This window comes from Agrobacterium leguminum, assembly GCF_005144435.2.
Taxonomy (GTDB): Bacteria; Pseudomonadota; Alphaproteobacteria; order Rhizobiales; family Rhizobiaceae; genus Agrobacterium; species Agrobacterium leguminum.
Genome location: NZ_CP120211.1, coordinates 2,822,639 through 2,845,875 on the forward strand (window position 1 = coordinate 2,822,639; position 23,237 = coordinate 2,845,875).

The 23,237-nt window shown below is 59.4% G+C and carries 19 protein-coding genes and 1 tRNA gene; 12 read left to right on the forward strand and 8 right to left on the reverse strand.

The genetic code is table 11. The features are described from left to right. Positions 1–34 precede the first annotated feature (34 nt). On the forward strand, positions 35–610 hold the full coding sequence (locus CFBP4996_RS13480; protein WP_059758943.1) for a c-type cytochrome: 576 nt from the start codon (positions 35–37) through the stop codon (positions 608–610). Between the two features lie 96 nt (positions 611–706). Here CFBP4996_RS13480 and CFBP4996_RS13485 read toward each other — a convergent pair whose 3' ends face one another. From CFBP4996_RS13485 to CFBP4996_RS13495, 3 genes are all read right to left on the reverse strand, one after another. Then, a complete protein-coding gene (locus CFBP4996_RS13485; RefSeq protein WP_003524319.1) occupies positions 707–1,435 on the reverse strand; it encodes a sugar transferase in 729 nt (242 codons plus the stop codon). 290 nt (positions 1,436–1,725) lie between these two features. Continuing rightward, positions 1,726–4,020, reverse strand: a complete 2,295-nt coding sequence (locus CFBP4996_RS13490) for a transglycosylase domain-containing protein (RefSeq protein WP_080852880.1) — start codon at positions 4,018–4,020, stop codon at positions 1,726–1,728. 147 nt (positions 4,021–4,167) lie between these two features. Further along, complete coding sequence (locus CFBP4996_RS13495; RefSeq protein ID WP_003524322.1) at positions 4,168–4,626, reverse strand: YbaK/EbsC family protein; 459 nt, start codon at positions 4,624–4,626, stop codon at positions 4,168–4,170. Positions 4,627–5,096: 470 nt separating this feature from the next. On the opposite strand from CFBP4996_RS13495, the gene CFBP4996_RS13500 reads away from it, so the two are divergent. Beyond that, positions 5,097–5,306, forward strand: coding sequence for a cold-shock protein (locus CFBP4996_RS13500; protein ID WP_003492998.1), 210 nt, complete (start codon positions 5,097–5,099; stop codon positions 5,304–5,306). A gap of 403 nt (positions 5,307–5,709) precedes the next feature. Here the strand turns inward: CFBP4996_RS13500 and CFBP4996_RS13505 are convergent, their stop codons facing one another. Together CFBP4996_RS13505 and CFBP4996_RS13510 are read right to left on the reverse strand one after the other, a co-directional pair. Further along, a complete protein-coding gene (locus CFBP4996_RS13505; protein ID WP_080852879.1) occupies positions 5,710–7,101 on the reverse strand; it encodes a dipeptidase in 1,392 nt (463 codons plus the stop codon). A 166-nt stretch (positions 7,102–7,267) separates the two neighbouring features. Beyond that, the gene (locus tag CFBP4996_RS13510; RefSeq protein WP_035259662.1) at positions 7,268–7,702 is read right to left on the reverse strand and encodes a MarR family winged helix-turn-helix transcriptional regulator; all 435 of its coding nucleotides are present in this window, start codon (positions 7,700–7,702) and stop codon (positions 7,268–7,270) included. Positions 7,703–8,117: 415 nt separating this feature from the next. Here CFBP4996_RS13510 and polA point away from each other — a divergent pair, with 415 nt between their 5' ends. The 9 genes from polA (at position 8,118) to CFBP4996_RS13555 (ending at position 19,085) form a co-directional block, all read left to right on the forward strand. Further along, the gene (gene polA / locus CFBP4996_RS13515) at positions 8,118–11,117 is read left to right on the forward strand and encodes a DNA polymerase I (RefSeq protein ID WP_080852878.1); all 3,000 of its coding nucleotides are present in this window, start codon (positions 8,118–8,120) and stop codon (positions 11,115–11,117) included. A gap of 266 nt (positions 11,118–11,383) precedes the next feature. Then, positions 11,384–11,569 carry a 50S ribosomal protein L32 gene (gene rpmF / locus CFBP4996_RS13520; protein ID WP_003507205.1) on the forward strand — a complete coding sequence of 62 codons (186 nt, stop codon included), beginning with the start codon at positions 11,384–11,386 and terminating at the stop codon, positions 11,567–11,569. A gap of 186 nt (positions 11,570–11,755) precedes the next feature. Beyond that, a complete protein-coding gene (locus CFBP4996_RS13525; RefSeq protein WP_065654778.1) occupies positions 11,756–13,558 on the forward strand; it encodes a sensor histidine kinase in 1,803 nt (600 codons plus the stop codon). Beyond that, entirely contained in the window at positions 13,555–14,901 is a 1,347-nt protein-coding gene (locus CFBP4996_RS13530) for a sigma-54-dependent transcriptional regulator (RefSeq protein WP_080852876.1), read from the forward strand. Before CFBP4996_RS13525 ends, CFBP4996_RS13530 begins: the two co-directional genes overlap by 4 nt. A 198-nt stretch (positions 14,902–15,099) precedes the next feature. Further along, positions 15,100–16,083: a tripartite tricarboxylate transporter substrate-binding protein gene (locus tag CFBP4996_RS13535; protein ID WP_003524332.1), complete on the forward strand. Its 984-nt coding sequence runs from the start codon at positions 15,100–15,102 to the stop codon at positions 16,081–16,083. Between the two features lie 99 nt (positions 16,084–16,182). Next, positions 16,183–16,644: a tripartite tricarboxylate transporter TctB family protein gene (locus CFBP4996_RS13540; protein ID WP_035240376.1), complete on the forward strand. Its 462-nt coding sequence runs from the start codon at positions 16,183–16,185 to the stop codon at positions 16,642–16,644. A 9-nt stretch (positions 16,645–16,653) separates the two neighbouring features. Next, positions 16,654–18,159, forward strand: a complete 1,506-nt coding sequence (locus CFBP4996_RS13545) for a tripartite tricarboxylate transporter permease (protein ID WP_003524335.1) — start codon at positions 16,654–16,656, stop codon at positions 18,157–18,159. A 148-nt stretch (positions 18,160–18,307) separates the two neighbouring features. Then, on the forward strand, positions 18,308–18,520 hold the full coding sequence (locus CFBP4996_RS13550) for a SlyX family protein (protein WP_080852875.1): 213 nt from the start codon (positions 18,308–18,310) through the stop codon (positions 18,518–18,520). Positions 18,521–18,533: 13 nt separating this feature from the next. After that, entirely contained in the window at positions 18,534–19,085 is a 552-nt protein-coding gene (locus CFBP4996_RS13555) for a DUF924 family protein (RefSeq protein ID WP_080852874.1), read from the forward strand. 67 nt (positions 19,086–19,152) lie between these two features. Here the strand turns inward: CFBP4996_RS13555 and dnaJ are convergent, their stop codons facing one another. The 3 genes from dnaJ to CFBP4996_RS13570 all read right to left on the reverse strand — a co-directional run bounded on the left by dnaJ (position 19,153) and on the right by CFBP4996_RS13570 (position 22,680). After that, positions 19,153–20,289 (reverse strand): molecular chaperone DnaJ, encoded by a 1,137-nt coding sequence (gene dnaJ, locus CFBP4996_RS13560; protein ID WP_004439156.1) that lies wholly within the window; start codon positions 20,287–20,289, stop codon positions 19,153–19,155. Positions 20,290–20,379: 90 nt separating this feature from the next. Next, complete coding sequence (gene dnaK / locus CFBP4996_RS13565; protein ID WP_003524342.1) at positions 20,380–22,281, reverse strand: molecular chaperone DnaK; 1,902 nt, start codon at positions 22,279–22,281, stop codon at positions 20,380–20,382. 309 nt (positions 22,282–22,590) lie between these two features. Further along, positions 22,591–22,680, reverse strand: a tRNA-Ser gene (locus CFBP4996_RS13570). 220 nt (positions 22,681–22,900) lie between these two features. On the opposite strand from CFBP4996_RS13570, the gene CFBP4996_RS13575 reads away from it, so the two are divergent. Then, positions 22,901–23,218 carry a hypothetical protein gene (locus CFBP4996_RS13575; protein WP_059758969.1) on the forward strand — a complete coding sequence of 106 codons (318 nt, stop codon included), beginning with the start codon at positions 22,901–22,903 and terminating at the stop codon, positions 23,216–23,218. Positions 23,219–23,237 lie beyond the last annotated feature (19 nt).

The window sequence follows — 23,237 nt, forward strand, 5'->3', positions numbered from 1 at the left end:
GTTATATCAAGCGGATGCGAGGGAGCGCATATAGATGAATTCTTATGTAAATATGGGCGTTGGGGCGTTGCTTGGCACGGTTTTCGTCCTGATGTCGGTGTCGATTGCGTCTGAGGGCATTTTCCATGCGCCTGCGCCCGAAAAGGAAGGTTATGCCATCGCTGCGGCAGAGGGTGGCGGCGAAGCAGCCGGCGGAGAAGCCGCTGCCGCGGCGACGCCGATCGCACAATTGCTTGCCAGCGCCGATGCCGCCAAGGGCGAGACGGTCTTCAAGAAGTGTACGAGCTGTCATACCGGAGAGAGTGGTGGTGCAAACAAGGTCGGCCCCAATCTCTTCGATATCGTCAACCGGCCGATCGCCAGCCATGAAGGTTTCAGCTACTCCGCAGGGATGAAGGATTTCTCCAAGGGCGGTTCCGTGCATTGGGATTACGATCATCTCAGCTTCTTCCTCGAAGCTCCCAAGAAACACGTTCCCGGCACGGCCATGGGCTTTGCGGGCGTGAAGAAGGAGACGGAACGCGCCGATCTCATCGCTTATCTGCGGACGCTGTCGGCAAACCCGGCACCGCTTCCGGATCCCGCTGCGGCTCCCGCGCCGACAAACTGATCGTTACGATGATCTCATGAAAAAAGCCCGGCATCGCTGCCGGGCTTTTTATTTTTGCAGCGCCGGATTGCGGCTGCGGCAATGGCGCCTGAAAAATCAGAACCCCTTGCCGCCGCGCAATTCGGAAATCACCGTTCCGACCATGATCTTGATATCCAGCCAGAGCGAAAAATTGTCGACGTAATAAAGATCGGAGACGATTCGGGCGCGCGCCTTGTCGCTGCGATCCGTCGGGCCGCGCAACCCCCGCATCTGGGCAAGGCCGGTAATGCCCGGCCGCACCCGGTGCCGCATATGGTAGTGCGGCACCAGCTCCTCATAAAGACGGCCGGCCGCCAGCATGCCGATGGCATGGCAGCGGGGCCCGACCAGCGACATATCGCCTTTCAGCACATTCAGAAGCTGCGGCAGTTCATCGATATTCGTGCGGCGAAGAACCGCGCCGATCCGGGTTATTCTGGGGTCGTTCTTCACCGTTTGCGCCACGCCGGTGGCGTCGCAAAGATCGGTCCTCATGGAGCGGAATTTATAGACACGGATTTTCCGCCCGTTCATGCCCCAGCGGACCTGCGAAAACAGGACCGGTCCCTTGCTGTCGAGTTTGACCATCACTGCCACGGTGAGCAGCACCGGCGCGAGTGCGACAAGGGCGATGGACGCCCCTGCGATGTCAATCGTTCTTTTGAGCGCGAACTGGCCGCGCAGGAATGCGGAGACGGTTTTTTCCGAAGAGGAAGGTTGCGTTTCCGGCGATTCGAAAGTGGTGGCTGCGGAATAGGAGGCACCGTAAAAAACGGCATGCGATGAGCCTTTAGTACCCAGCATAATATAAAGCCCTGAAAAGTTATTTTGATAGAAGAAAATTAATTTATATGAACGATTAATAATTCATTTACCGTAAAAAGTCATCCGAAATGTAACCGCCCCGGCGCAAATGGCAATCTACGGTTAATGCGACTGCACGCGGATGTTGCAGGGGAGGCATCCTCTCCGCTCGTGGCTGCGGAGACGGCCTGTCCCATGGAACCAAATCCTGCAAAATCGGGAATTTTCGTGCAGTACTGGCGAAATCGCCATCGGCCCTGAGAGCAGCGTCTTTCGACCACTCTAAGCCGTCAGTTTCCCATCAGAATATCGAGCAGGGTCGTCTGCTTCGGTCCGGATGGCGCCTGACCGCCGATATCGGCGGGTGGTACAGGCCCGTTGCCGGCTGAATAGCCGGGTTCGATATCGCGGGAAGGGATATTTGCCGGCGGCATCGGTGCACCGGGCTGATTCGGATTCGGCGCAACCGGGGCTTCGGGATAGGCGCGCGTATCCACCGTTCCGCCGCCGAGCGCATTGGAAATGATATCGCCGATGGAGGAGGGCGCGCTTTCCGGCGCCGGCTGCTGCATTTCCCCAAGCGGCGGCACGCCGCCTGCGCCAAGCCCGAAGAGCGGCGAGGGCGAGAGGCCCGAATGGGCGGCGGTCATGAAATCTTTCCAGGCCTTTGCGGGAAGCCCGCCGCCGGTGACCTTCTTCATCGATGTGCCGTCGTCATTGCCGAACCACACGCCGGTGGTCAGGTTGCTTGTGTAGCCGACAAAAAGGGCGTCGCGGAAGGATTGCGTCGTGCCGGATTTTCCTGCCGCCTGCCAGCCCTGCAGCCGTGCCGCCTTGCCGGTGCCTTCGGTGATGACGCGCGACAGCATGCTGTTCATGGTCGCGGCGATCTCTTCGCTCAGGACGCGCGGCGGATTGTCGTATTTGTTTTCGTAAAGCACCTTGCCATCCGCATCGGTGATGCGTTTGACGATATGCGGCGTCGCCTTGTAGCCGCCATTCATGAAGGGGGCGTAGGAGGCCGTCAGCTCCATCAGCGACACTTCCGAGGTGCCGAGCGCGATGGAGGCATTGTTTTGCAGTTCGGATTCGATACCCATGCGATGCGCCACCTGGGTCACACGATCGGGACCCACTTCCATCACCAGCTGCGCGGCAATGGTGTTCAGCGAATTGGCGAGCGCGGTGGCGAGCGTCACTTCGCCTCGATATTTCTTCTCGTAATTTTCCGGGGTCCAGTTGCCGATACGAACAGGCGCGTCGTTGCGGATGGTATAGGGGGTGAGCCCGGATTCGAGTGCGGCGACGTAAACGAAGGGCTTGAATGCGGAGCCGGGTTGCCGTTTTGCCTTGGTGGCGCGGTTGAACTGGCTTTCGGCATAATCCGCCCCGCCCACCAGGGCCCGGATCGCGCCCGTGCCATCGATGGAAACCAGCGCCGCCTGCGAAGCGCCCTGCTTCTTGCCGTCACCCTGCAGCACGTGGGTCAGCGCCTTTTCGGCGTCGCGCTCGAGATTGGGGTCGATGGTCGTATCGACGACAATGTCCTGCTTGACCTCGCCGACGAGGTTGCGCACTTCCTCCAGCACCATATCGGCGGCGTAATGTTCGGCGCCGGACCAGAAACGTTTCGCCTTGGTCGGCGGCTGCGACATGGCGGTCTTGATTTCATCGTCGGTGATGAAGCCGACATCGCGCATGGATTGCAGCACGACCTGCGCCCGTTCTTCCGCCGCCTGCGGATCGCGCGCCGGCGAAAGGCGCGAGGGCGCTTTAAGAAGCCCGGCCAGCATGGCCGCCTCGCCCAGATTGACGTCGCGCGCGGACTTGTTGAAGTAGCGTCGCGAGGCCGCCTCGACACCGTAGGCATTGGAGCCGAAATAGACGCGATTGAGATACATCGCGAGAATCTGGTCCTTGGTGAACTTATGCTCCAGCCAGAAGGACAGCAGCACTTCCTGAACCTTGCGTTCCAGCGTTCGATCCGGCGAGAGGAACAGGTTTTTCGCGAGCTGCTGCGTCAGCGTCGAGCCGCCCTGCACGGTTCGTCCCGTCAGCACATTCGTGACGATGGCGCGTCCGAGACCGAGCGGATCGACCCCGAAATGCGAATAAAACCGCCGGTCCTCAATCGCCATGACGGCCTGCGGAATATAGGGCGACATATCTTCCAGCGCGAGCGCCTCGCCGCCGGTGGTGCCGCGATTGGCGAGCACGCTGCCATTCACCGAAACGATCTTCACATTCGGCGGGCGTTCGGGAATGGACCAGCTGCTGGCGCTCGGCATGCGCGCGCCGTAATAGAGAACGAGACCTGCAACACCGATGCCGCCCCAGATGCCGAGTACGATGCACCAATAGACGAGGGAGCGAATGAAGCCCGTCGCGCCGCGGCCGGAGCCGCGGGTGCGCTTTTCTTTTTTCCTGGATTTGGTGCGGCCGGATGTCTGCTTCGGTTTTCTGACTTGCTGCTTTGTGGTTCCGCTGATGCGTTCGCTGGCGTCGAGGCGCAGGTCATCACCGGATTCGTGGAAATCCCCGAAGGAGGGTTCTACCCGTTCGCGTGATTTACCCTTGCCTGCCATCCAGCCGAAGTCGCTCCTATTCGCGAAACCGCGCGCATCCCGTTCGGGTTTTCAGGCTTCTATGCCTGCGCGATCCTTAATCCAGGATGAAGAGTTTAAATGCGGCAATTTAAGGCGGGGTTAAGTCCTGGCCGGATCAAATCGGCGTCATTGGCAGACGTCGACCCATTCCGCATCCGTCAGCTCGGCCATCACCTCCGGCGAAATCTTCACCGCCGCATTGGTGGCGCCGGCCGCGGGAACCACCTCATGATAGTTTTTCAGCGAGACGTCGCAAAACACCGGAAGCGGGGAGGGCAGGCCGAAAGGGCACACGCCGCCGATGGGATGGCTGGTCACCGCAACCACCTCTTCTGGTCCGAGCATGCGCGGCTTTGCGCCGAAATGATCGCGGAATTTGCGGTTGTCGAGCCGCTTCGTGCCGGCGGCGACGACGAGCAGAATGGTTTCACCCGCCTTCAGGCAGATGGTTTTCGCAATCTGGTCGGGGTCGACACCATGCGCTTCGGCGGCCAACGCAACCGTCGCCGAACTCGTTTCCGTTTCGATCACGGCGACCTCGGGCGACTTTTCGGTGAAAAAGGCTCTGACGGATTCGATAGACATGCGTATTTATTAGGCGTTACGCGGAGAAGCTTCAAGTCACCTTGAAATAGCTATGCATTATGCGCAATGCTGCGCTGCGATGAAACGTCTGTTTTTTAAGCGGCGATCCTGTATCTTCAAATCATCGAAGCGACGCACTCCTCCTCCCAGCGTCGCCCGATTGGACTGACAATACTCCTCCTCCCAATTGTCAGTCAGTTTCAAGAACCCGGCGCACCTCCTCCCGCGCCGGGTTTTTGCTTTTTGGCGTTCCTGTTGTCTGGCTCCCCGCTGAACCCTGGCCAGATGGTCGTGCTCAAAGAAACTTGACTTTCAGCCCCTTCCAACCTAGGTACTTCGCCATCGATATTTGTTTGACGACCAGAGCTTCGGCGTCTTTTTAGACGCTCACGACGATCTTTTCCTTCAAATTCGACCCAAGTCCGCACTGCTCGCAGTGCAAATACAATTGCCAACGGAAGGAAATCGTTATGGCGACTGGTACAGTAAAGTGGTTCAACGCAACCAAGGGCTACGGCTTCATTCAGCCTGACGACGGTTCGCAGGACGTATTCGTTCACATCTCCGCTGTTGAGCGCGCTGGTCTGACCGCCCTCAACGACGGCCAGAAGCTCTCCTACGAGCTGATGCAGGATCGTCGCTCGGGCAAGATGTCCGCAGGCAACCTCGTTGCTGCCTGATAAGCGCTTTGGCCCGAAAGGGTCATTCGCATGAATGGAAAGGCCGGATTTTTCCGGCCTTTTTCTTTTGCAGGAAGGGGCTGGACCGGTTGCCCTTGAAAAAGCCAGGTCACATACCAATATAGGGTTCAACAGTGCTCCGGACCGGAACTGCCGGGAATGGCGCTTTTAAAAGTGCCGCTGCTGTTGCGTTAACCAAAGATTAACCAAAGCAGCCGATCCTGAGCCGGAAAGCAGCGTCGATATCCTTGACGCGCTCTGGAGCATCAGACCGTTTAAACGCTTTGACCACGGATGTACTGGCATTGACGGAAAACGGATGGAAAGGTCGGGCTTGCCCGGCCTTTTTGTTTTATGTGCCGAGGAGGTGCCGAATATTCGGCACCTCCTCTTTTTTTCAGGATTATTTCGCCGCGAGGGCGTCGAGAATACGGACCCAGGAGCGAATGCCCTTGTGGAAGGACTGCAGGTCGTATTTTTCATTCGGCGAATGAATACGGTCATCGGTAAGTCCGAAGCCGACAAGCAGCGAATCCATTCCGAGCATCTTCTGGAAATCGCCGACGATAGGGATAGAGCCACCCATGCCGATGACGACGGCTGGTTTCGGCCACTCTTCCGAAAGCGCGTTTTTGGCTTTGGTCAGCACGGGCGAGTCGTAGGACAGCTGGATGGCGGGCGAACCGCCATGTTCGTGGAACTCCACGGAGCAATCGGCGGGAATCTTCGAGCGCACATAGGCCCGGAAGCTTTCACGAATAGCCGCAGGGTCCTGCTCGCCGACGAGGCGGAAGGACACCTTGGCGGAGGCCTTGGCGGCGATCACGGTCTTGAAACCATCGCCGGTATAGCCGCCGATAATGCCGTTGACTTCCGCCGTTGGCCGCGCCCAGGTCTGCTCCAGCACGGAGCGGCCCTTTTCGCCCGAGGGAACCGAAAGGCCGACTTCGCCAAGGAAGGCTTCGGCCGTGCGGCCCAGCGTCTCCCAGGAGGCCTTGATGTTGGCTGGGGTTTCTTCCACGCCGTCATAAAAGCCTGAAAGAGTTACCCGGCCGGTCGCGTCATGCAGGCCGGCGAGAATATCGGTGAGGATGTGGATGGGGTTTGCCGCCGCCCCACCGAACAGACCGGAATGCAGATCGCGGTCGGCTGCGGTGATGACGACTTCTTCGCCGACCAGGCCGCGAAGGGCTGCGGCAATGGCTGGCGTATCCCGGTCCCACATGCTGGTATCGCAGACCAGCGCATAATCGGCCTTCAGTTCTTCCGCATTGGCTTCGAGGAAAGGCTTCAGCGACGGCGAGCCGGATTCTTCTTCGCCTTCAAAAAGAATGGTGACGCGCACCGGCAGGCCGCCATTGACAGCCTTGTACGCCCGGCAGGCCTCCACGAAGGTCATCAGTTGGCCCTTGTCGTCTGCCGTTCCGCGTCCGGTAATCACCTGCCGACCGGCGCCGATATCCTTGACGGCGGGTTCGAACGGATCGTTTTCCCACAGCTCGAGCGGATCGACCGGCTGTACGTCATAATGACCGTAGAAAAGCACATGCGGCGCGTCCTTGGTGGCCGCATCGTGATGCGCCACCACCATGGGGTGGCCGGCCGTATCGCGCACGGAGGCCGTAAAGCCGAGCGCCGAAAGCGTTCTGACCAGCCATTCTGCCGCCTTGCGGCATTCCGCCTTGTAAGCGGGGTCCGTCGAAATCGACGGAATGCGTACAAGCTCGAACAGTCGTTCAAGGCTGGAGGTGAGATTATCGTCGGCGGTGGAAAGAATGGGGGAAAGGTCTGTCATCGCTGATCCTGTCATGTCTGTCGTGACCCGGCGATAAGACGAAACATCCGGGCATCGCGCATCGCGGGAAACAAGGGGGCCGGCGCGTCGTGAATCGGCAAACGTGCGGCCGCCGGAACGATAGAGCAGTTCAGGGAAAGTGCGAAGCGGTTTCGGGCTGTAAATGCTATTTCGCTTTTTTGGCGCTTTCGATCGCCCGGCGCATATATTCCAGCAGCAGTTGCCTCTCGAAGCGCCGGAAATCCTTGAGCAGCGCGTCTTCGGTGGCTTCGGAGGCGGCAATGGCGTTGGCTTCCAGATCCCTGCCGCGCTGGGTCAGTTCGATGATCTGGGCGCGGCGGTCGCTTGGATGGGATTTGCGGACGATCAGCCCGTCGCGTTCCATGCGCGAGAGCGTATTGGCGAGCGTCGCCTGTTCGACATCGATTCTATCGAGCAATTGTCTCTGGGTCAGGCCGTCCTCATGCCAGAGCTCGATGAGGATGGGGAATTGCCCGGGCGAGAAACCCAGGGCGGCGGCTCTTTTCTGCAGCGCCATGGTGAATTCCCGCGCCATTTTCGAAGCGAGATAGATTGCCGATTCGTCCCGGGAAAATCCCATTTTTCCGCCCATAAAGCATCACGGCCGGCTCAGCCCGGCAAGTCGATAGCGCGATATATATCGCATGATATGTTTATGCCAGCCTGAAACGGCGCATAAAATAAAACCGCCATGGCCGGGAGGGGTCGGCCATGGCGGTCATATTGGAGGACAAAGGCCCGGAGAGGGGGAAAGGCCTTTGTCCGGTCTGACGCGGCGGGGGACGAGCCAGCTATCAGACTACGGCGTGATCAGGCGCCGTCCCTTATGAAATGTGTCTGCAAATGCGGCTTTTCAAGGGAAGGGCGGATTACAAATCGGTAACGTTCAGGTGAATTTTGCAGGCCTGTGGTACCGCCTCATTCCCCGCTCTTTACGGTGCGTTGTGCGAAGTTTCGGTAGACGTCAAAACGGCCCCGCGCTATCCATGCTACCCATGAAAAAAGGCGATCATCTCTTCCTCGTTGACGGTTCCGGTTTCATTTTCCGGGCCTTCCATGCAATCCCGCCGCTGAACCGCAAGTCGGACGGGCTGCCGGTCAACGCCGTCTCCGGCTTCTGCAACATGCTGTGGAAGCTGCTGAAGGATGCGCGCAATACCGATGTCGGCGTGACGCCGACCCATTTTGCGGTGATTTTCGACTATTCGTCGAAGACCTTCCGCAACGAACTTTATGATCTCTACAAGGCCAACCGCACCGCGCCGCCGGAAGATCTGGTGCCGCAATTCGGCCTGATCCGTGAGGCGACGCGCGCCTTCAACCTTCCCTGCATCGAGACCGAAGGCTTCGAGGCGGACGATATCATCGCCACCTATGCCCGGCAGGCCGAGGCGATCGGCGCCGATGTCACGATCATCTCCTCCGACAAGGATCTGATGCAGCTCGTTACGGCCAATGTACATATGTACGACGCCATGAAGGACAAGCAGATCGGCATTCCGGACGTTGTCGAAAAGTGGGGCGTAGGCCCCGAAAAAATGATCGACCTGCAGGCGATGACCGGCGACTCGACCGATAATGTTCCGGGCATTCCCGGCATCGGGCCGAAGACGGCGGCGCAATTGCTGGAGGAATACGGCGATCTCGATACGCTGCTGGCGCGGGCAGGCGAAATCAAGCAGCAGAAGCGCCGGGAAAATATCATCGCCAATGCGGAGCTTGCCCGCCTTTCCAGACAGCTCGTGGCGCTCAGAACCGATGTGCCGCTGGATCAATCTCTCGAAGCGCTGGTGCTCGAACCGCAGAACGGGCCGAAACTGATCGCCTTCCTGAAGGCGATGGAGTTCACGACGCTGACACGCCGGGTGGCCGAGGCGACCGAAACCGACGCTTCCGCCATCGACCCTGCCAATGTGCCGGTACAATGGGGTGCCGATGCCCATGGTCCCGATCTCGATGCGCCGGCCGCTGCCGTGAAGGCTGGCGAAGTGGCCGCTGATGCGACGGGCGCTGCGGCTTCGCCTGCCGCTCCGGCAAGGAAAGTAACGGGGGAGGGCAGCGCGCCCGCTGATCTCGCCACAGCGCGACAGGCGCTTTTTTCCGCCGCCAAGATCGATACGACCGCTTATCTAACGATCAGGGACCTTGCGACGCTCGACCGCTGGATCGCGGCGGCCCGCGAGACAGGCGTTGTCGCCTTCGATACGGAAACGACCTCGCTCGACCCGATGCAGGCGGAACTTGTCGGTTTTTCTCTGGCCATTGCCGACAACGGCAAGGATGCCACGGGCACCGATATCCGGGCCGCTTATGTTCCTTTGACGCACAAGACCGGTTCCGGCGGCGATCTCTTCAGCGATGGCATCAAACTGGCCGAAGGGCAGGTGCCCTTTGCCGAGGCGCTGGCGCGTCTGAAGGACCTGCTCGAGGACGAAGCCGTTCTGAAGGTCGCGCAGAACCTGAAATATGACTATCTGCTGATGAAACGCCACGGCGTCGTCATGCAGAGCTTCGACGACACGATGCTGATTTCTTATGTCCTTGAGGCCGGCAAGGCAACGCATGGTATGGATTCCCTGTCCGAACGCTGGCTCGGCCACACGCCGATCGCCTATAAGGACGTGGCGGGATCGGGCAAGTCGAGCGTCACCTTCGATTTTGTCGATATCGACAAGGCAACCGCTTATGCTGCGGAAGATGCCGATGTCACCCTGCGGCTCTGGATGGCGCTGAAGCCGAGGCTTGTCTCGGAACGGCTGACCAAGGTTTATGAGCGGCTGGAGCGTCCCCTCGTGCCGGTTCTGGCGCATATGGAAGAGCGCGGCATCACCGTCGACCGGCAGATTCTCTCGCGTCTTTCCGGCGAACTCGCCCAGAAGGCTGCATCCTTCGAAGAGGAAATCTACGAGCTGGCGGGTGAGCGCTTCAACATCGGCTCGCCAAAGCAGCTCGGCGATATTCTGTTTGGCAAGATGGGCCTGCCGGGCGGTTCCAAAACCAAGACCGGGCAATGGTCGACATCTGCGCAGGTTCTCGAAGATCTCGCAGCGGAAGGCGCCGAACTGCCGCGCAAGATCGTCGACTGGCGGCAGCTGACGAAGCTGAAATCGACCTATACGGATGCGCTGCCGGGATATATCCATCCCGAGACGAAACGGGTGCATACGTCCTATGCGCTTGCCTCCACCACCACGGGGCGTCTGTCCTCCTCGGAGCCGAACCTCCAGAACATCCCGGTCCGCACCGCCGAAGGCCGCAAGATCCGCACGGCTTTCATCTCCACGCCCGGTCACAAGCTTCTGTCGGCCGATTACAGCCAGATCGAGCTGCGCGTGCTGGCCCATGTCGCCGATATTCCGCAGCTCCGTAACGCCTTTGAAAACGGCATCGACATTCACGCCATGACGGCATCGGAAATGTTCGGCGTGCCGGTGGAAGGCATGCCGTCGGAAGTACGCCGCCGCGCGAAGGCCATCAACTTCGGTATCATCTACGGCATTTCCGCCTTCGGGCTCGCCAACCAGCTCGGCATCGCCCGCTCGGAGGCAGGCGACTATATCAAGAAATATTTCGAGCGCTTTCCCGGCATTCGCGACTACATGGAGGCAACCAAAGCCTTCGCCCGCGAAAACGGCTATGTCGAAACGATTTTCGGCCGCCGTGCCCATTATCCGGAAATTCGCTCTTCCAACCCTTCGGTAAAAGCCTTCAACGAACGCGCGGCCATCAACGCGCCGATCCAGGGCTCCGCCGCCGATATCATCCGCCGCGCCATGGTTCGTATCGAGCCTGCGCTGGAGGCGGAAAAGCTTTCCGCCCGCATGCTTTTGCAGGTGCACGACGAACTCATCTTCGAAGTCGAGGAAGCGGAAATCGAAAAGACCTTGCCGGTCGTCGTCTCGGTGATGGAAAACGCGGCCATGCCGGCGATTTCCATGAGGGTGCCGCTGAAAGTGGATGCCCGCGCGGCTGACAATTGGGATGAGGCGCACTAACTGGCGAGCCGGCTTTCTGGGAATTCCGGGACATGAACCACTTCAACGAGCGTGTCGTTTTCGATAAGAGGTGAGGCATGATATGCGATGCCTGAGGGCAGCTCGCCGCGCTGATTCCGTTGAATCGGAAAAAATGCGCGTCAGGGCTGGTCAAAGCCCGTTTGGGCATGTATAAGCGCGCCAAATTTCCGATATCGAGACATCCGACATTCGGCCTTTGGTTCTGGCCGGTTCCGTTGTTTCGCCGCTTAAGTGGAGTAACAAAAATGGCTGTACCAAAAAGAAAAACAAGCCCGTCCAAGCGCGGTATGCGCCGCTCGGCTGACGGTCTCAAGTCTGCGACCTACGTTGAAGACAAGAACTCCGGCGAACTGCGCCGTCCGCACCATATCGATCTGAAGACCGGTATGTATCGCGGCCGTCAGGTTCTGACGCCGAAGGAAAGCGCATAAGCTTTTCTGAAATCATCTTTGCAAAAAACCGGTCCTCGTGGCCGGTTTTTTGTTTTCAGGACCGTCCACCTGCCTTTTCCGCTCACTTGGAAAATTCGGCCACTCCTCCTACACTCTTTCAGGGAGAGCAGGTTTGATGCCTGCCACAGGAGGGGAGCTTCGGTGAAATATCGCTGGATTTTATTGATGCTTCTCAGCCTCGGTCTCGGTTATGGCGCCGTGACGAGAGGTGGCGGTATCATCGCGGAAAGCTATTTCGGCGAAATGTCCGAGCAGGGCCGCACGACGCTGCGGCTGGCCGTTTCCGCCCTCGGTGGGCTTTTGAACCGTTACGAGCCGCTGCCGGCGCTGATTGCCGATCACGACGATATTGAGGAACTGGTCGCACATCCCAAGGATGCCGAACTGCGCCAGCGCGCCAATATCTACCTCAAATCCATCAATACCCTGCTGGAATCCTCCGATATCTACATCATCACGCTGGATGGGGAGACGATCGCCGCCAGCAACTATGATGGTCCAACGAGTTTCGTCGGTGAGAATTTCAGCTACCGTCCCTATTTTCAGGATGCCGCCAAAGGCTTCCAGTCACGCTTCTTCGCGCTTGGCACCACGTCCCACAAGCGTGGCTATTATTTTTCAGCGCCCATTCTCTTCAACGAGGAGATCAAGGGCGTCATCGTCTTCAAGGTCGATATTGAAGGCATAGAAGCGTCATTCGGCGATGGCGAGAACCGAATTCTGGTATCGGACCCGGAAGGCATCATCTTCATGACCGGAACGCCGCAATGGCTTTATTCCGGCCTCATGCCGCTGACGCCCGAAAGGCTGGCGCGAACGGAGGCTTCCCGCCGCTACGCCAATGCCACCCTTAAGGAATTGCCCCTGAAAAACGGCAATTTCGGTTCGCATCAACTGATGACGATCAGCCAGGATGACGGTGAAAGGGAATATATGGTCCTGTCGCAGCCGATGCCGGACGCGGGCTGGACAGTCAGCGTGCTGATGGACACGGGTTCGCTCCGAACGCAGGTGAAGACGGCGATGATAGCCATCATCCTCTGCCTGTGTCTTGCCGCCGCCCTGATCGCCGCCATGCTGCAAAGGCGTCGTCGTCTGCGGGAGCGCCTGACCCATCAGGCGGAGGCGCAGGCGGAACTGGAACGCCGGGTGGAGGAGCGCACGGCCGATCTGGCGCGGGTCAATCAGGAGATCGAGCACGAAATCGCCGAACGCCGCCAGACGGAAAAACAATTGCGCAAGATGCAGAACGATCTGGTGCAGGCGGGCAAGCTCGCGGCGCTCGGGCAGATGTCGGCGGCGTTGTCGCATGAGTTCAACCAGCCGCTCGCAGCCGCCAAGAACTACGCCGAAAATGCCTCGCTTCTCGTGGAGCGGGGGCGGCTGGAGGAGGTGACGGAAAACCTCAGGCGCATTTCGGGCCTTATTGATCGCATGGCCTCCATCAGCAAGCATCTCAGGAATTTCGCCCGCAAGCCCAATGAAAAAATGGCCGCGGTAAGTCTGGAAGCTGTCCTTCGCGATACGCTCGAAATCGTCGGTGCGCGGCTGAAGGCCGCCGATGCTGTTCTGGATGTGGATCTCGGCCGGGTGCCGCTTGCCGTGAAGGCCGGCCCGGTGCGGCTGCAGCAGGTGCTCGTCAACATCATCTCCAATGCTGCCGATGCGGTGGAGGGGCGGGAGGATCGCCGCATTGCGCTGCGTGCCGTGCAGCATGGCCAGTCGGTGTCGATTTTCATTCGTGATCGCGGTCCGGGCGTGCCGGCGGCAATTTCAGAACGCATTTTCGATCCTTTCTTCACCACCAAGGGCGTGGGACGCGGCCTCGGTCTTGGCCTGTCCATCTCCTATAACATCATCAAGGACTTTGGCGGCCAGCTCCGTGTCAGAAACCATGACGAGGGCGGGGCAGAGTTCGAGATCGAATTGCCGGCCGCCGCCTGGCGCGTGGAGGCGGCTGCGGAATGACCATGTCGCGGGTTTTGTTGATCGATGACGAGGAGGAGCTGCGCTTTTCCACCGCGCAGGCGCTGGAGCTTTCCGGTTTTGCCGTCACCATGCTCGCAAGCGCGGAACATGCGCTCGAACTCATCGGCTACAGCTTCGATGGCGTCGTGGTCAGCGATATCAGGATGCCCGGCATGGATGGCATGACGCTGCTGCAGAAGGTGCGGGAGCTCGATCCTGAAATACCTGTCATCCTGATGACGGGCCACGGCGATGTGCAGCTCGCGGTCAACGCCATGCGCAACGGCGCGTATGATTTCATCGAAAAGCCGTTCACGCCGCAATATCTCGCCGGCATCATCAAAAGGGCGAATGATCGGCGGGCGCTGGTACTGGAAAACCGCCGCCTCAAGGCGGTGGCGGGCAAGCATGACGATCTCGAAACGCGTCTGCCCGGCAGAACCCAGATCATGGTCGATCTGCGGTATCGTATCCGCGCCATTGGCGCGACGGACGCCGATACGCTGATCGTCGGTGACACGGGCGCCGGCAAGGAGGTCGTGGCGCGGGCGCTTCACGACATCAGCGCCAGAGCCAACCGGCCCTTCGTGGCGATCAATTGCGCCGCCCTTCCGCAGACACTGATTGAAAGTGAACTATTCGGCCATGAGGCCGGTGCGTTTCCGGGAGCGCTGCGCCCACGCTACGGCAAGTTCGAACATGCTCGCGGCGGCACCATATTGCTGGATGAGATCGGATCCATGCCCTTCGAATTGCAGGGCCGCTTCCTGCGTGTCTTGCAGGAACGGGTGATTACCCGTCTCGGCTCGAATGAAACGGTCGAACTCGATGTCCGTTTCATCGCCACCAGCAAGGTCGATCTGGAACAGGAAGTCGCGGCTGGCCGGTTCCGCGCCGATCTTCTTTATCGGCTCAACGTGGCGACACTTCTCGTGCCATCGCTCTCACAGCGCAGCGCAGATATACCGCTACTTTTCCTGCATCTCGTGCGGGAAGCCGCTGCCCGTTACGGGCGGGAAGACATGGAGGTGCCGCAAAGTCTGCTTTCGGCCGTCTCCCTGCGTGAGTGGCCGGGCAATGTGCGTGAATTGCGCAATGCCGCAGACCGCTTCGTTCTCGGTCTGGAAAGCGATGTTTCCGAAACCTCGCTGCCGTTTCAGGATGACGGAAAAGCGGCCCTTGCCGCGCGGGTCGCGGCTTATGAAAAAAGCCTGATCGCACATGCAATCGCCGCACACGGCGGAAATCTGAAATCCGTTTATGAGAATCTCGGCATTTCGCGCAAAACGCTCTACGAAAAAATGCAGAAATACGGGCTGCACCGGCACATGACCGAGGTCTGATGGGTGGATTTCCACCCATGGATGAGCCCCTATGGGTAGAAATCCACCCATTGCCGTTAAGGATAGCAATAAAAGCGCACCTCACGACAAGACCGCCATTGCTGAACGGTGATCCCGGATCGCAAATATCTTACCCCGGTCGCCATGGAGGAGCATGCGCGGCTGAAGTGGCGAAACATTTTCATCCGGGAGGAATCGATGAAAATACTGAAGACAGTCACCGGCCTTGCTGCCGCCGCTGCCGTTTCCCTTTTTGCGCTGTCCGCATCCGCTCAGAACTATCCGGAGCGCAACATCACTATGGTCGTGCCCTTTGCCGCCGGCGGCCCGACGGATACGGTCGCGCGTCTTGTCGCTGAATCCATGTCGAAGGATCTCGGCCAGCAGATCATCGTCGAAAATGTCGGCGGCGCAGGCGGCACGCTGGGTGCTGGTCGTGTGGCATCGTCCGATCCGGACGGTTACACCGTTCTTCTCCACCATATCGGCATGGCGACAAGCGCCACGCTCTACCGCAAGCTTGCCTATGACACGCTGAACGCCTTCGAATATGTCGGCCTGGTCACCGAAGTGCCGATGACCATCCTGTCGCGCAAGAACCTCGAGACGACGGATCTGAAAGGTCTGATCGAATACGCCAAGGCGAACAAGGACAAGGTCACCGTTGCCAATGCCGGCATCGGCGCTGCCTCGCATCTGTGCGGCATGCTGTTCATGAGCGCCATCGAGACACCGCTCGTCACCGTTCCCTATAAGGGCACCGGTCCGGCCATGACCGATCTGCTCGGTGGCCAGGTTGACATCATGTGCGACCAGACCACCAACACCACCAAGCAGATTCAGGGCGGTACCGTGAAAGCCTATGCCGTGACCACGGCCAAGCGGCTGGACGTGCTGCCGGATGTGCCGACGGTTGTCGAAGCGGGCCTGCCGAAGCTCGAAGTGGGTATCTGGCACGGCATCTATACGCCGAAGGGCACGCCTGCGGAAATCAACGAAAAGCTCTCCAAGTCGCTGCAGGTCGCGCTGAAGGACAAGAATGTCGCGGCTCGTTTTGCCGAACTCGGCACCACGCCCTCCTCGGAAAGCGATGCGACGCCTGCGGCGCTGAAGGCCAAGCTTGAAAGCGAAATCGCGCGCTGGAAGCCGGTGATCGAAGCTGCCGGCCAATATGCCGACTGATGAACGCGGAATGACCGGCGGTGTCTCGCCGCCGGTCGACCGTGATCATTTTAACAGACGGACCGGTGTGATGCCGGCCGCGGTGGAGGGGCATCTTTCATGAAGTCGTTATTTAATGACCCTGCCGAGGCAGTCTGCGGGGCAATTTTCATGGGACTTGGCGTCTTTTTCGCCTTGCAGTCTTACGGGCTGGAGATCGGAACTGCTTTTCGCATGGGGCCGGGCTACTTCCCGCTCGTGTTGGCAATCATCCTGATCCTGCTCGGTGGCGTCATATTTCTGCGCTCAGCCCGCCCGGCCGGAGAAGGTATCGGAGCAATCGCCTGGCGGGGCATATTCTTCATCCTACCCGCACCGATCTTCTTCGGTTTCACTGTCCGGGGTCTTGGTTTCGTGCCGGCGCTTTTTTTCAGCGCCCTTATCGCAGCCTTCGCCTCGCACAAGATGAGCCCGCTCATGGCGGTCATTCTTTCCGCTGCCATCACGGTCTTTTCCGTCGCTGTTTTCAACTACGGTCTCGGCCTGCCGTTCCAGCGCTTCGGCCCCTGGCTTAAATTTTGAGGTGCCGTGATGGATTTGCTCGATAATCTCGCTCTCGGTTTCGTCACGGCATCTTCGCTGGCAAACCTGTTCTTCTGCCTGATCGGCGTGCTGCTCGGCACCCTGATCGGTGTGCTGCCCGGCATCGGCGCGACGGCGACCATCGCCATGCTGCTGCCGATTACCTTCCAGCTCGAGCCTGTCTCGTCTCTGATCATGCTCGCCGGCATTTATTACGGCGCGCAATATGGCGGCTCGACCACGGCCATCCTGATCAACATGCCCGGCGAATCGTCATCTGCCGTCACCGCCATCGATGGTTACCAGATGGCGCGCAAGGGCAAGGCGGGCGCCGCACTCGCCATTGCTGCCATCGGTTCGTTCTTTGCCGGCACGGTGTCCACCTTTCTCGTGGCAATCTTCGCCCCGCCTCTGACGGCGATTGCGCTGGAATTCGGTGCGGCGGAATATTTCTCGCTGATGGTCGTCGGCCTTGTGTCGTCCATTGCGCTCGCCCATGGCTCCATCGTCAAGGCGCTGGCCATGGTGGTGCTCGGTCTGCTGCTGGGCTTGGTCGGCACCGATATCTATAGCGGCACACCGCGCTTCACCCTCGGCATCCGCGAATATGCCGACGGTCTGAACTTCGTGGCCGTGGCCGTCGGCGTCTTCGGTATCGCCGAAATCCTGCGCAATCTCGAAAATGAGCGCACCCGTTCGGTGCTGATCGCCAAGGTCAGCGGGCTGATGCCGACACGGGAGGATTTCAGGAAAATGATCGCGCCGGTGCTGCGCGGCACGGTCATTGGTTCCGCTCTCGGCATTCTTCCGGGCGGCGGCGCGATCCTCGCGGCCTTCGCTTCCTACACGGTGGAAAAACGCGTCTCCAAGAACCCGGAAGAATTCGGGCATGGTGCGGTTGCCGGCGTGGCCGGTCCGGAATCCGCCAACAATGCCGGTGCCCAGACCTCCTTCATCCCGCTGCTCACGCTCGGCATTCCCGCCAATCCGGTGATGGCGCTGATGATCGGCGCGATGATCATTCAGGGTATCGTGCCGGGTCCTAACGTTGCGATCGAACAGCCGGCGCTGTTCTGGGGCATCATTGCCTCCATGTGGATCGGCAACCTGATGCTCGTCATCCTGAACCTGCCGCTGATCGGGCTGTGGGTGAAGCTTCTAACGGTGCCCTATTATGTGCTGTTCCCCATCATCATGGCCTTCTGCGCCATCGGGGTCTACAGCGTCAATTCCAACGTTTTCGATCTCTATGCCGTCGCCTTCTTCGGTTTCATCGGTTACGTGCTGGTGAAACTGCGTTGCGAGCCGGCGCCGCTGCTCCTGGGCTTCGTGCTTGGGCCGCTGCTGGAGGAGAACCTGCGCCGTGCCATGATCCTGTCGCGCGGCGATCCGACCACCTTCGTCACCCGGCCGATCAGCGCCACCCTGCTTTTCATTGCTCTGGCCGTGCTGATCGTCGTCTTCCTGCCCAGTGTGAAGAAGAAGCGCGAAGAGGTTTTCGTAGAAGAAGACTGAGGAATGCCAAAGACTCGGATGCCGGCGATGGAAACATCGCCGGCTTTTTCCGTTTCCGGATCGCCATGACGAATTCGCTTCACCAAAGCGACATATGGTTGACTTAGGCGCTTCTAGGCCCAAGGAAGGGCTGGAAAGAGAGGTCGATATGACGTTGGAAACCGAAAAACGGATCATCGCGCTCGAGGAGACGGCCGCGCATCAGGCGAAGGTGATAGAGGAGCTGTCCGATCAGCTGGCGGAACAGTGGAAGGTGGTGGAACAGACCCGCGCCAAGCTCGACCGCCTGACGGAGAGGTTCCTGAGCCTGGAGGAGCAATCGCTGGACGCGCCCGCGATTACTCGACCGCCGCATTATTGACAGGGAAGAGCCAATGAAAAACGACACCGCCGCGCTGGCCGCCGATATCGTCGATTTCTGGAAGAAGGCCGGACCGGACAAGTGGTTCGACAAGGACGCCGCCTTCGACAACCACTTTCACGACCGTTTCCGCGATGCCCATTTTGCAGCAGCACGGCGTGAGCTGGACAACTGGCTAGAGAGTGCGGAAAGCAGCCTCGCGCTGATGCTTCTGCTGGACCAGTTTCCGCGCAACTGCTTTCGCGGCACCGCTCACATGTATGCAACCGACCCGCTGGCGCGGCTCTTTGCCGATGCGGCCATCCGCCGTGGCCACGATCAGGCGATGGGCGGGGATTTGCGCGTTTTCTTCTATCTGCCCTTTTCCCATGCCGAAGATATCAAGGCCCAGCAGCGCGCCTGCGACCTGAACCAACCGCTTGGCGGACTTTATCTTCACCATGCCGAAGAACATCGCGATATCATCGAGCGTTTCGGCCGCTTTCCGCATCGCAACGGCATATTGCTGCGGGAAACGACGCCGGCGGAACGGCAATATCTGGATGAAGGCGGCTTTTCCGGCTGAGCCGGAAACGAAAACGCCGCCAGTCCCGAAGGGTGGCGGCGTTCTAAAGGCATGGGAGCGGCGACAGTCAGCCGTCGAAGAATTCCTTCATCCGGGCGAAGAAGCCCGTTGATTCCGGATTGTTCTCCTTGGAGGAGAGCTGCTCGAACTCCTGCAACAGCTCGCGCTGACGCTTGCTGAGTTTCTGCGGCGTTTCGATCTGGATCTGGATATAGAGGTCGCCCGTCTGCGCCGAACGCAGCACCGGCATGCCCTTACCCTTCAGACGGAACTGCTTGCCTGGCTGGGTTCCTTCCGGAACCGTAACGCGCGACTTGGTGCCATCGAGCGTCGTGACATCGAAAGTGCCGCCAAGTGCCGCCGTCGTCATGGAGATCGGCACGGTGCAATAAAGGTCGGCGCCGTCGCGCTGGAAGAATTCATGCGGACGCACGGACAGGAAGATGTAGAGATCGCCCGCCGGACCGCCACGCATGCCGGCCTCGCCTTCGCCCTGCAGGCGAATGCGAGTACCGTCCTCGATGCCCGAGGGAATGTTGACGGAAAGCGAACGCTCTTCGGTTACACGGCCCTGACCGTGGCACTTGCCGCAGGGATCGGAGATCGTCTGCCCGCGACCATGGCAGGTCGGGCAGGTGCGTTCCACCGAGAAGAAGCCCTGTGCTGCACGCACGCGGCCGGAACCCTGACAGGTGGCGCAGGTCTTCGGCTGCGTGCCGGGCTTTGCACCCGAGCCGGAACAGACATCGCAGGTGATCGAGGTCGGAACCCTGATCTGCGCCGTCTTGCCGGTGAATGCCTCTTCCAGCGTGATTTCCATATTGTAGCGAAGGTCGGCGCCGCGCTCGCGTCCGCCGGAAGAACGGCGCGCACGGCCGCCGCCCATCATCTCGCCGAAGATGTCTTCGAAAATATCCGAGAAGCCGCCATTGGCGAAACCGCCGCCGCCAAAGCCGCCACCGCCGCCCATGCCGCCATTTTCAAATGCGGCGTGGCCGAAACGGTCATAGGCCGCGCGCTTCTGCGGGTCCTTCAGCGTTTCATAGGCTTCGTTGATTTCCTTGAATTTCCGTTCGGAATCGGCATCGTCCGGGTTCTTGTCCGGATGGTATTTCATCGCGAGTTTGCGGAAGGCGCTTTTCAGCTCTTTTTCGTCCGCGGTCTTGCTGACGCCAAGTGTTTCGTAAAAGTCTGCTTTCGCCATTAAGTTAACAAGCCCCGCAAATGGATTTCCGGCTGCACGTCGGCAGCCGGATGTCTTGCATATGTTTTCAGGAGACGGGAGGTCACGCGATTAGGCGGACTTCTTGTCGTCCTTGATTTCCTCATAGTCGGCGTCGACGACGTCGTCCTTGCCTTCTGCGGAAGCATCGCCGGCCTCGGCCTGCTGCGCTTCGTAGATGGCCTGACCGAGCTTCATGGAAACTTCCATGAGGGTCTGGGTCTTGGCCTGAATATCGTCGGCATCCGGCTCAGCGGCTTCGACGGCGGTCTTCAGGCTGGCAATGGCGTCTTCGATAGCCTTGCGGTCGGTCTCGGAAACCTTGTCGCCATATTCCTTCACCGACTTCTCGGTGGAGTGGATGAGGCTCTCGGCCTGGTTCTTGGCTTCCACACCCGCACGGCGCTTCTTGTCGGCCTCGGCATTGGCTTCAGCGTCCTTCACCATCTTCTCGATATCGGCGTCGGAGAGACCGCCGGAAGCCTGGATGCGGATCTGCTGTTCCTTGCCGGTGCCCTTGTCTTTCGCCGAAACCTGCACGATGCCGTTGGCGTCGATATCGAAGGTCACTTCGATCTGCGGAACGCCACGCGGTGCCGGCGGCAGGCCGACGAGGTCGAACTGGCCGAGCAGCTTGTTGTCCTGCGCCATTTCGCGCTCACCCTGCGAGACACGGATGGTCACGGCCGACTGGTTGTCTTCGGCGGTCGAGAAGGTCTGGCTCTTCTTGGTCGGGATCGTCGTGTTGCGATCGATCAGACGGGTGAAGACACCACCGAGCGTTTCGATGCCGAGCGACAGCGGGGTCACGTCGAGCAGCAGAACGTCCTTGACGTCGCCCTGCAGAACGCCGGCCTGAATAGCGGCGCCCATGGCGACCACTTCATCCGGGTTCACGCCCTTGTGCGGCTCCTTGCCGAACAGCTGCTTGACGACTTCCTGCACCTTCGGCATGCGGCTCATGCCGCCGACGAGAACGACTTCATCGATCTCGGAAGCGGAAACGCCGGCATCCTTGAGTGCCGCCTTGCACGGTGCGACGGTGCGCTGCACCAGATCGTCCACCAGGCTTTCGAACTTCGCACGGGTCAGCTTCAGCGTCAGGTGCTTCGGACCGGAAGCATCGGCCGTGATGAAGGGCAGGTTGATTTCGGTCTGCTGCGAAGACGAAAGTTCGATCTTCGCCTTTTCGGCAGCTTCCTTGAGGCGCTGCAGAGCGAGCTTGTCGTTCTTCAGGTCGATGCCCTGATCCTTCTTGAACTCGCCGGCCAGATACTCGACCAGACGCATGTCGAAGTCTTCACCACCAAGGAAGGTATCGCCATTGGTAGACTTCACTTCGAAGACGCCGTCGCCGATTTCCAGAACGGAAATATCGAAGGTGCCGCCGCCAAGGTCGTAAACGGCAATCGTCTTGCCGTCCTTCTTGTCGAGACCGTAAGCAAGCGCTGCCGCAGTCGGCTCGTTGATGATGCGCAGGACGTCCAGACCGGCGATGCGGCCGGCATCCTTGGTTGCCTGACGCTGGGCGTCGTTGAAGTAGGCAGGAACCGTGATAACGGCCTTCTCGACCTTTTCGCCGAGATAGGATTCAGCCGTTTCCTTCATCTTCTGAAGGATCATCGCGGAAATCTGCGAAGGGGAATAGGGCTTGTCCTGCGCCTTCACCCATGCGTCGCCATTGTCGCCCTTGACGATTTCAAAGGGGACCAGAGCCTTGTCCTTTTCGACGGTCGGGTCTTCATAACGGCGGCCGATAAGGCGCTTGACCGCAAACAGGGTGTTGGTCGGGTTGGTGACCGCCTGGCGCTTGGCCGGCTGGCCGACAAGGCGTTCGCCATCGTCGGAAAATGCCACCATGGACGGCGTGGTGCGCGCGCCTTCCGCGTTTTCAATTACTTTCGTGTCCTTGCCGTCCATCACTGCAACGCAGGAATTGGTCGTGCCAAGGTCGATACCGATTACTTTTGCCATGCTCTTCTCTCCTTGAAGCGAGCTGTCGGAACCCCGTGAGGCATTCTTGTGGCAGCTCCTTGACTTGGATTTGCAGTATTTGCTGCAGTTCTGCGGCGTATATAAGGAGCGATTTTTCCTGCTGCAAGGCGCAAGAGAGGGGGAAGCGCAGCAAAAAAGCGCAAGAAACCCCTGTCTGTGCAGAAGCATAGCCATCACGGCTTGCGGAAGAGGGAAAACGCGACTTGTGTGCTGCACGGCGCCGTCGGTCGGCATCGCGGTGGGCGAACCGGTGAGGTTTGCTTTTAACGGCATCGGGGTGGGGTGAAATGGCGGACAGGGTGGGATTCGAACCCACGGTACGCTTTCACGCACACACGCGTTCCAGGCGTGCGCCTTAAACCACTCGGCCACCTGTCCTTTTTCAAATCTGCATGTTTTGAAGAATGCAAATCACTGGAACGGCGCGATATATACCGATGAATTCGCAGGGATCAACACGAATCTGACAGTTTTTTGAAATGTCGGCAATTTCCTGTGTTCCGATGCGATTGCAAACCGGTTTTCCCGCCTTTATCGATGCATTATAGATTTCAAAATATGGCTGTCTGACCGGCAGATCGTAAGCGAGGTGTCCCTGATGAAAGCTTTTTTGCGGTTTTTGAGCTTTCTTTTCCTCGTTGCGGCGGTTTTTCTGGGTGTGCTCGATTCGATCCGCTCGGTTTCCACATCCTCGGTCAACATCACCGGCATCCTGTCTGTCTGGAACTATCTTCTTCCTGCTTCCCGCACCATGGTGGAAGCGGCCATGGCTCACTATATTCACCCTGAAGCGTGGCGCTTCATTGAAAATGCCCTGTCGGCGGTGCCCGCATTTGCCGTTTCCCTGGCGCTTTCCCTGCTCTGCTGGATGGCGGGTTACAGGAAACACAAGGCGATGAGGCGTTTGTCGGCCTGACTTGTATCTGTCGAATTGG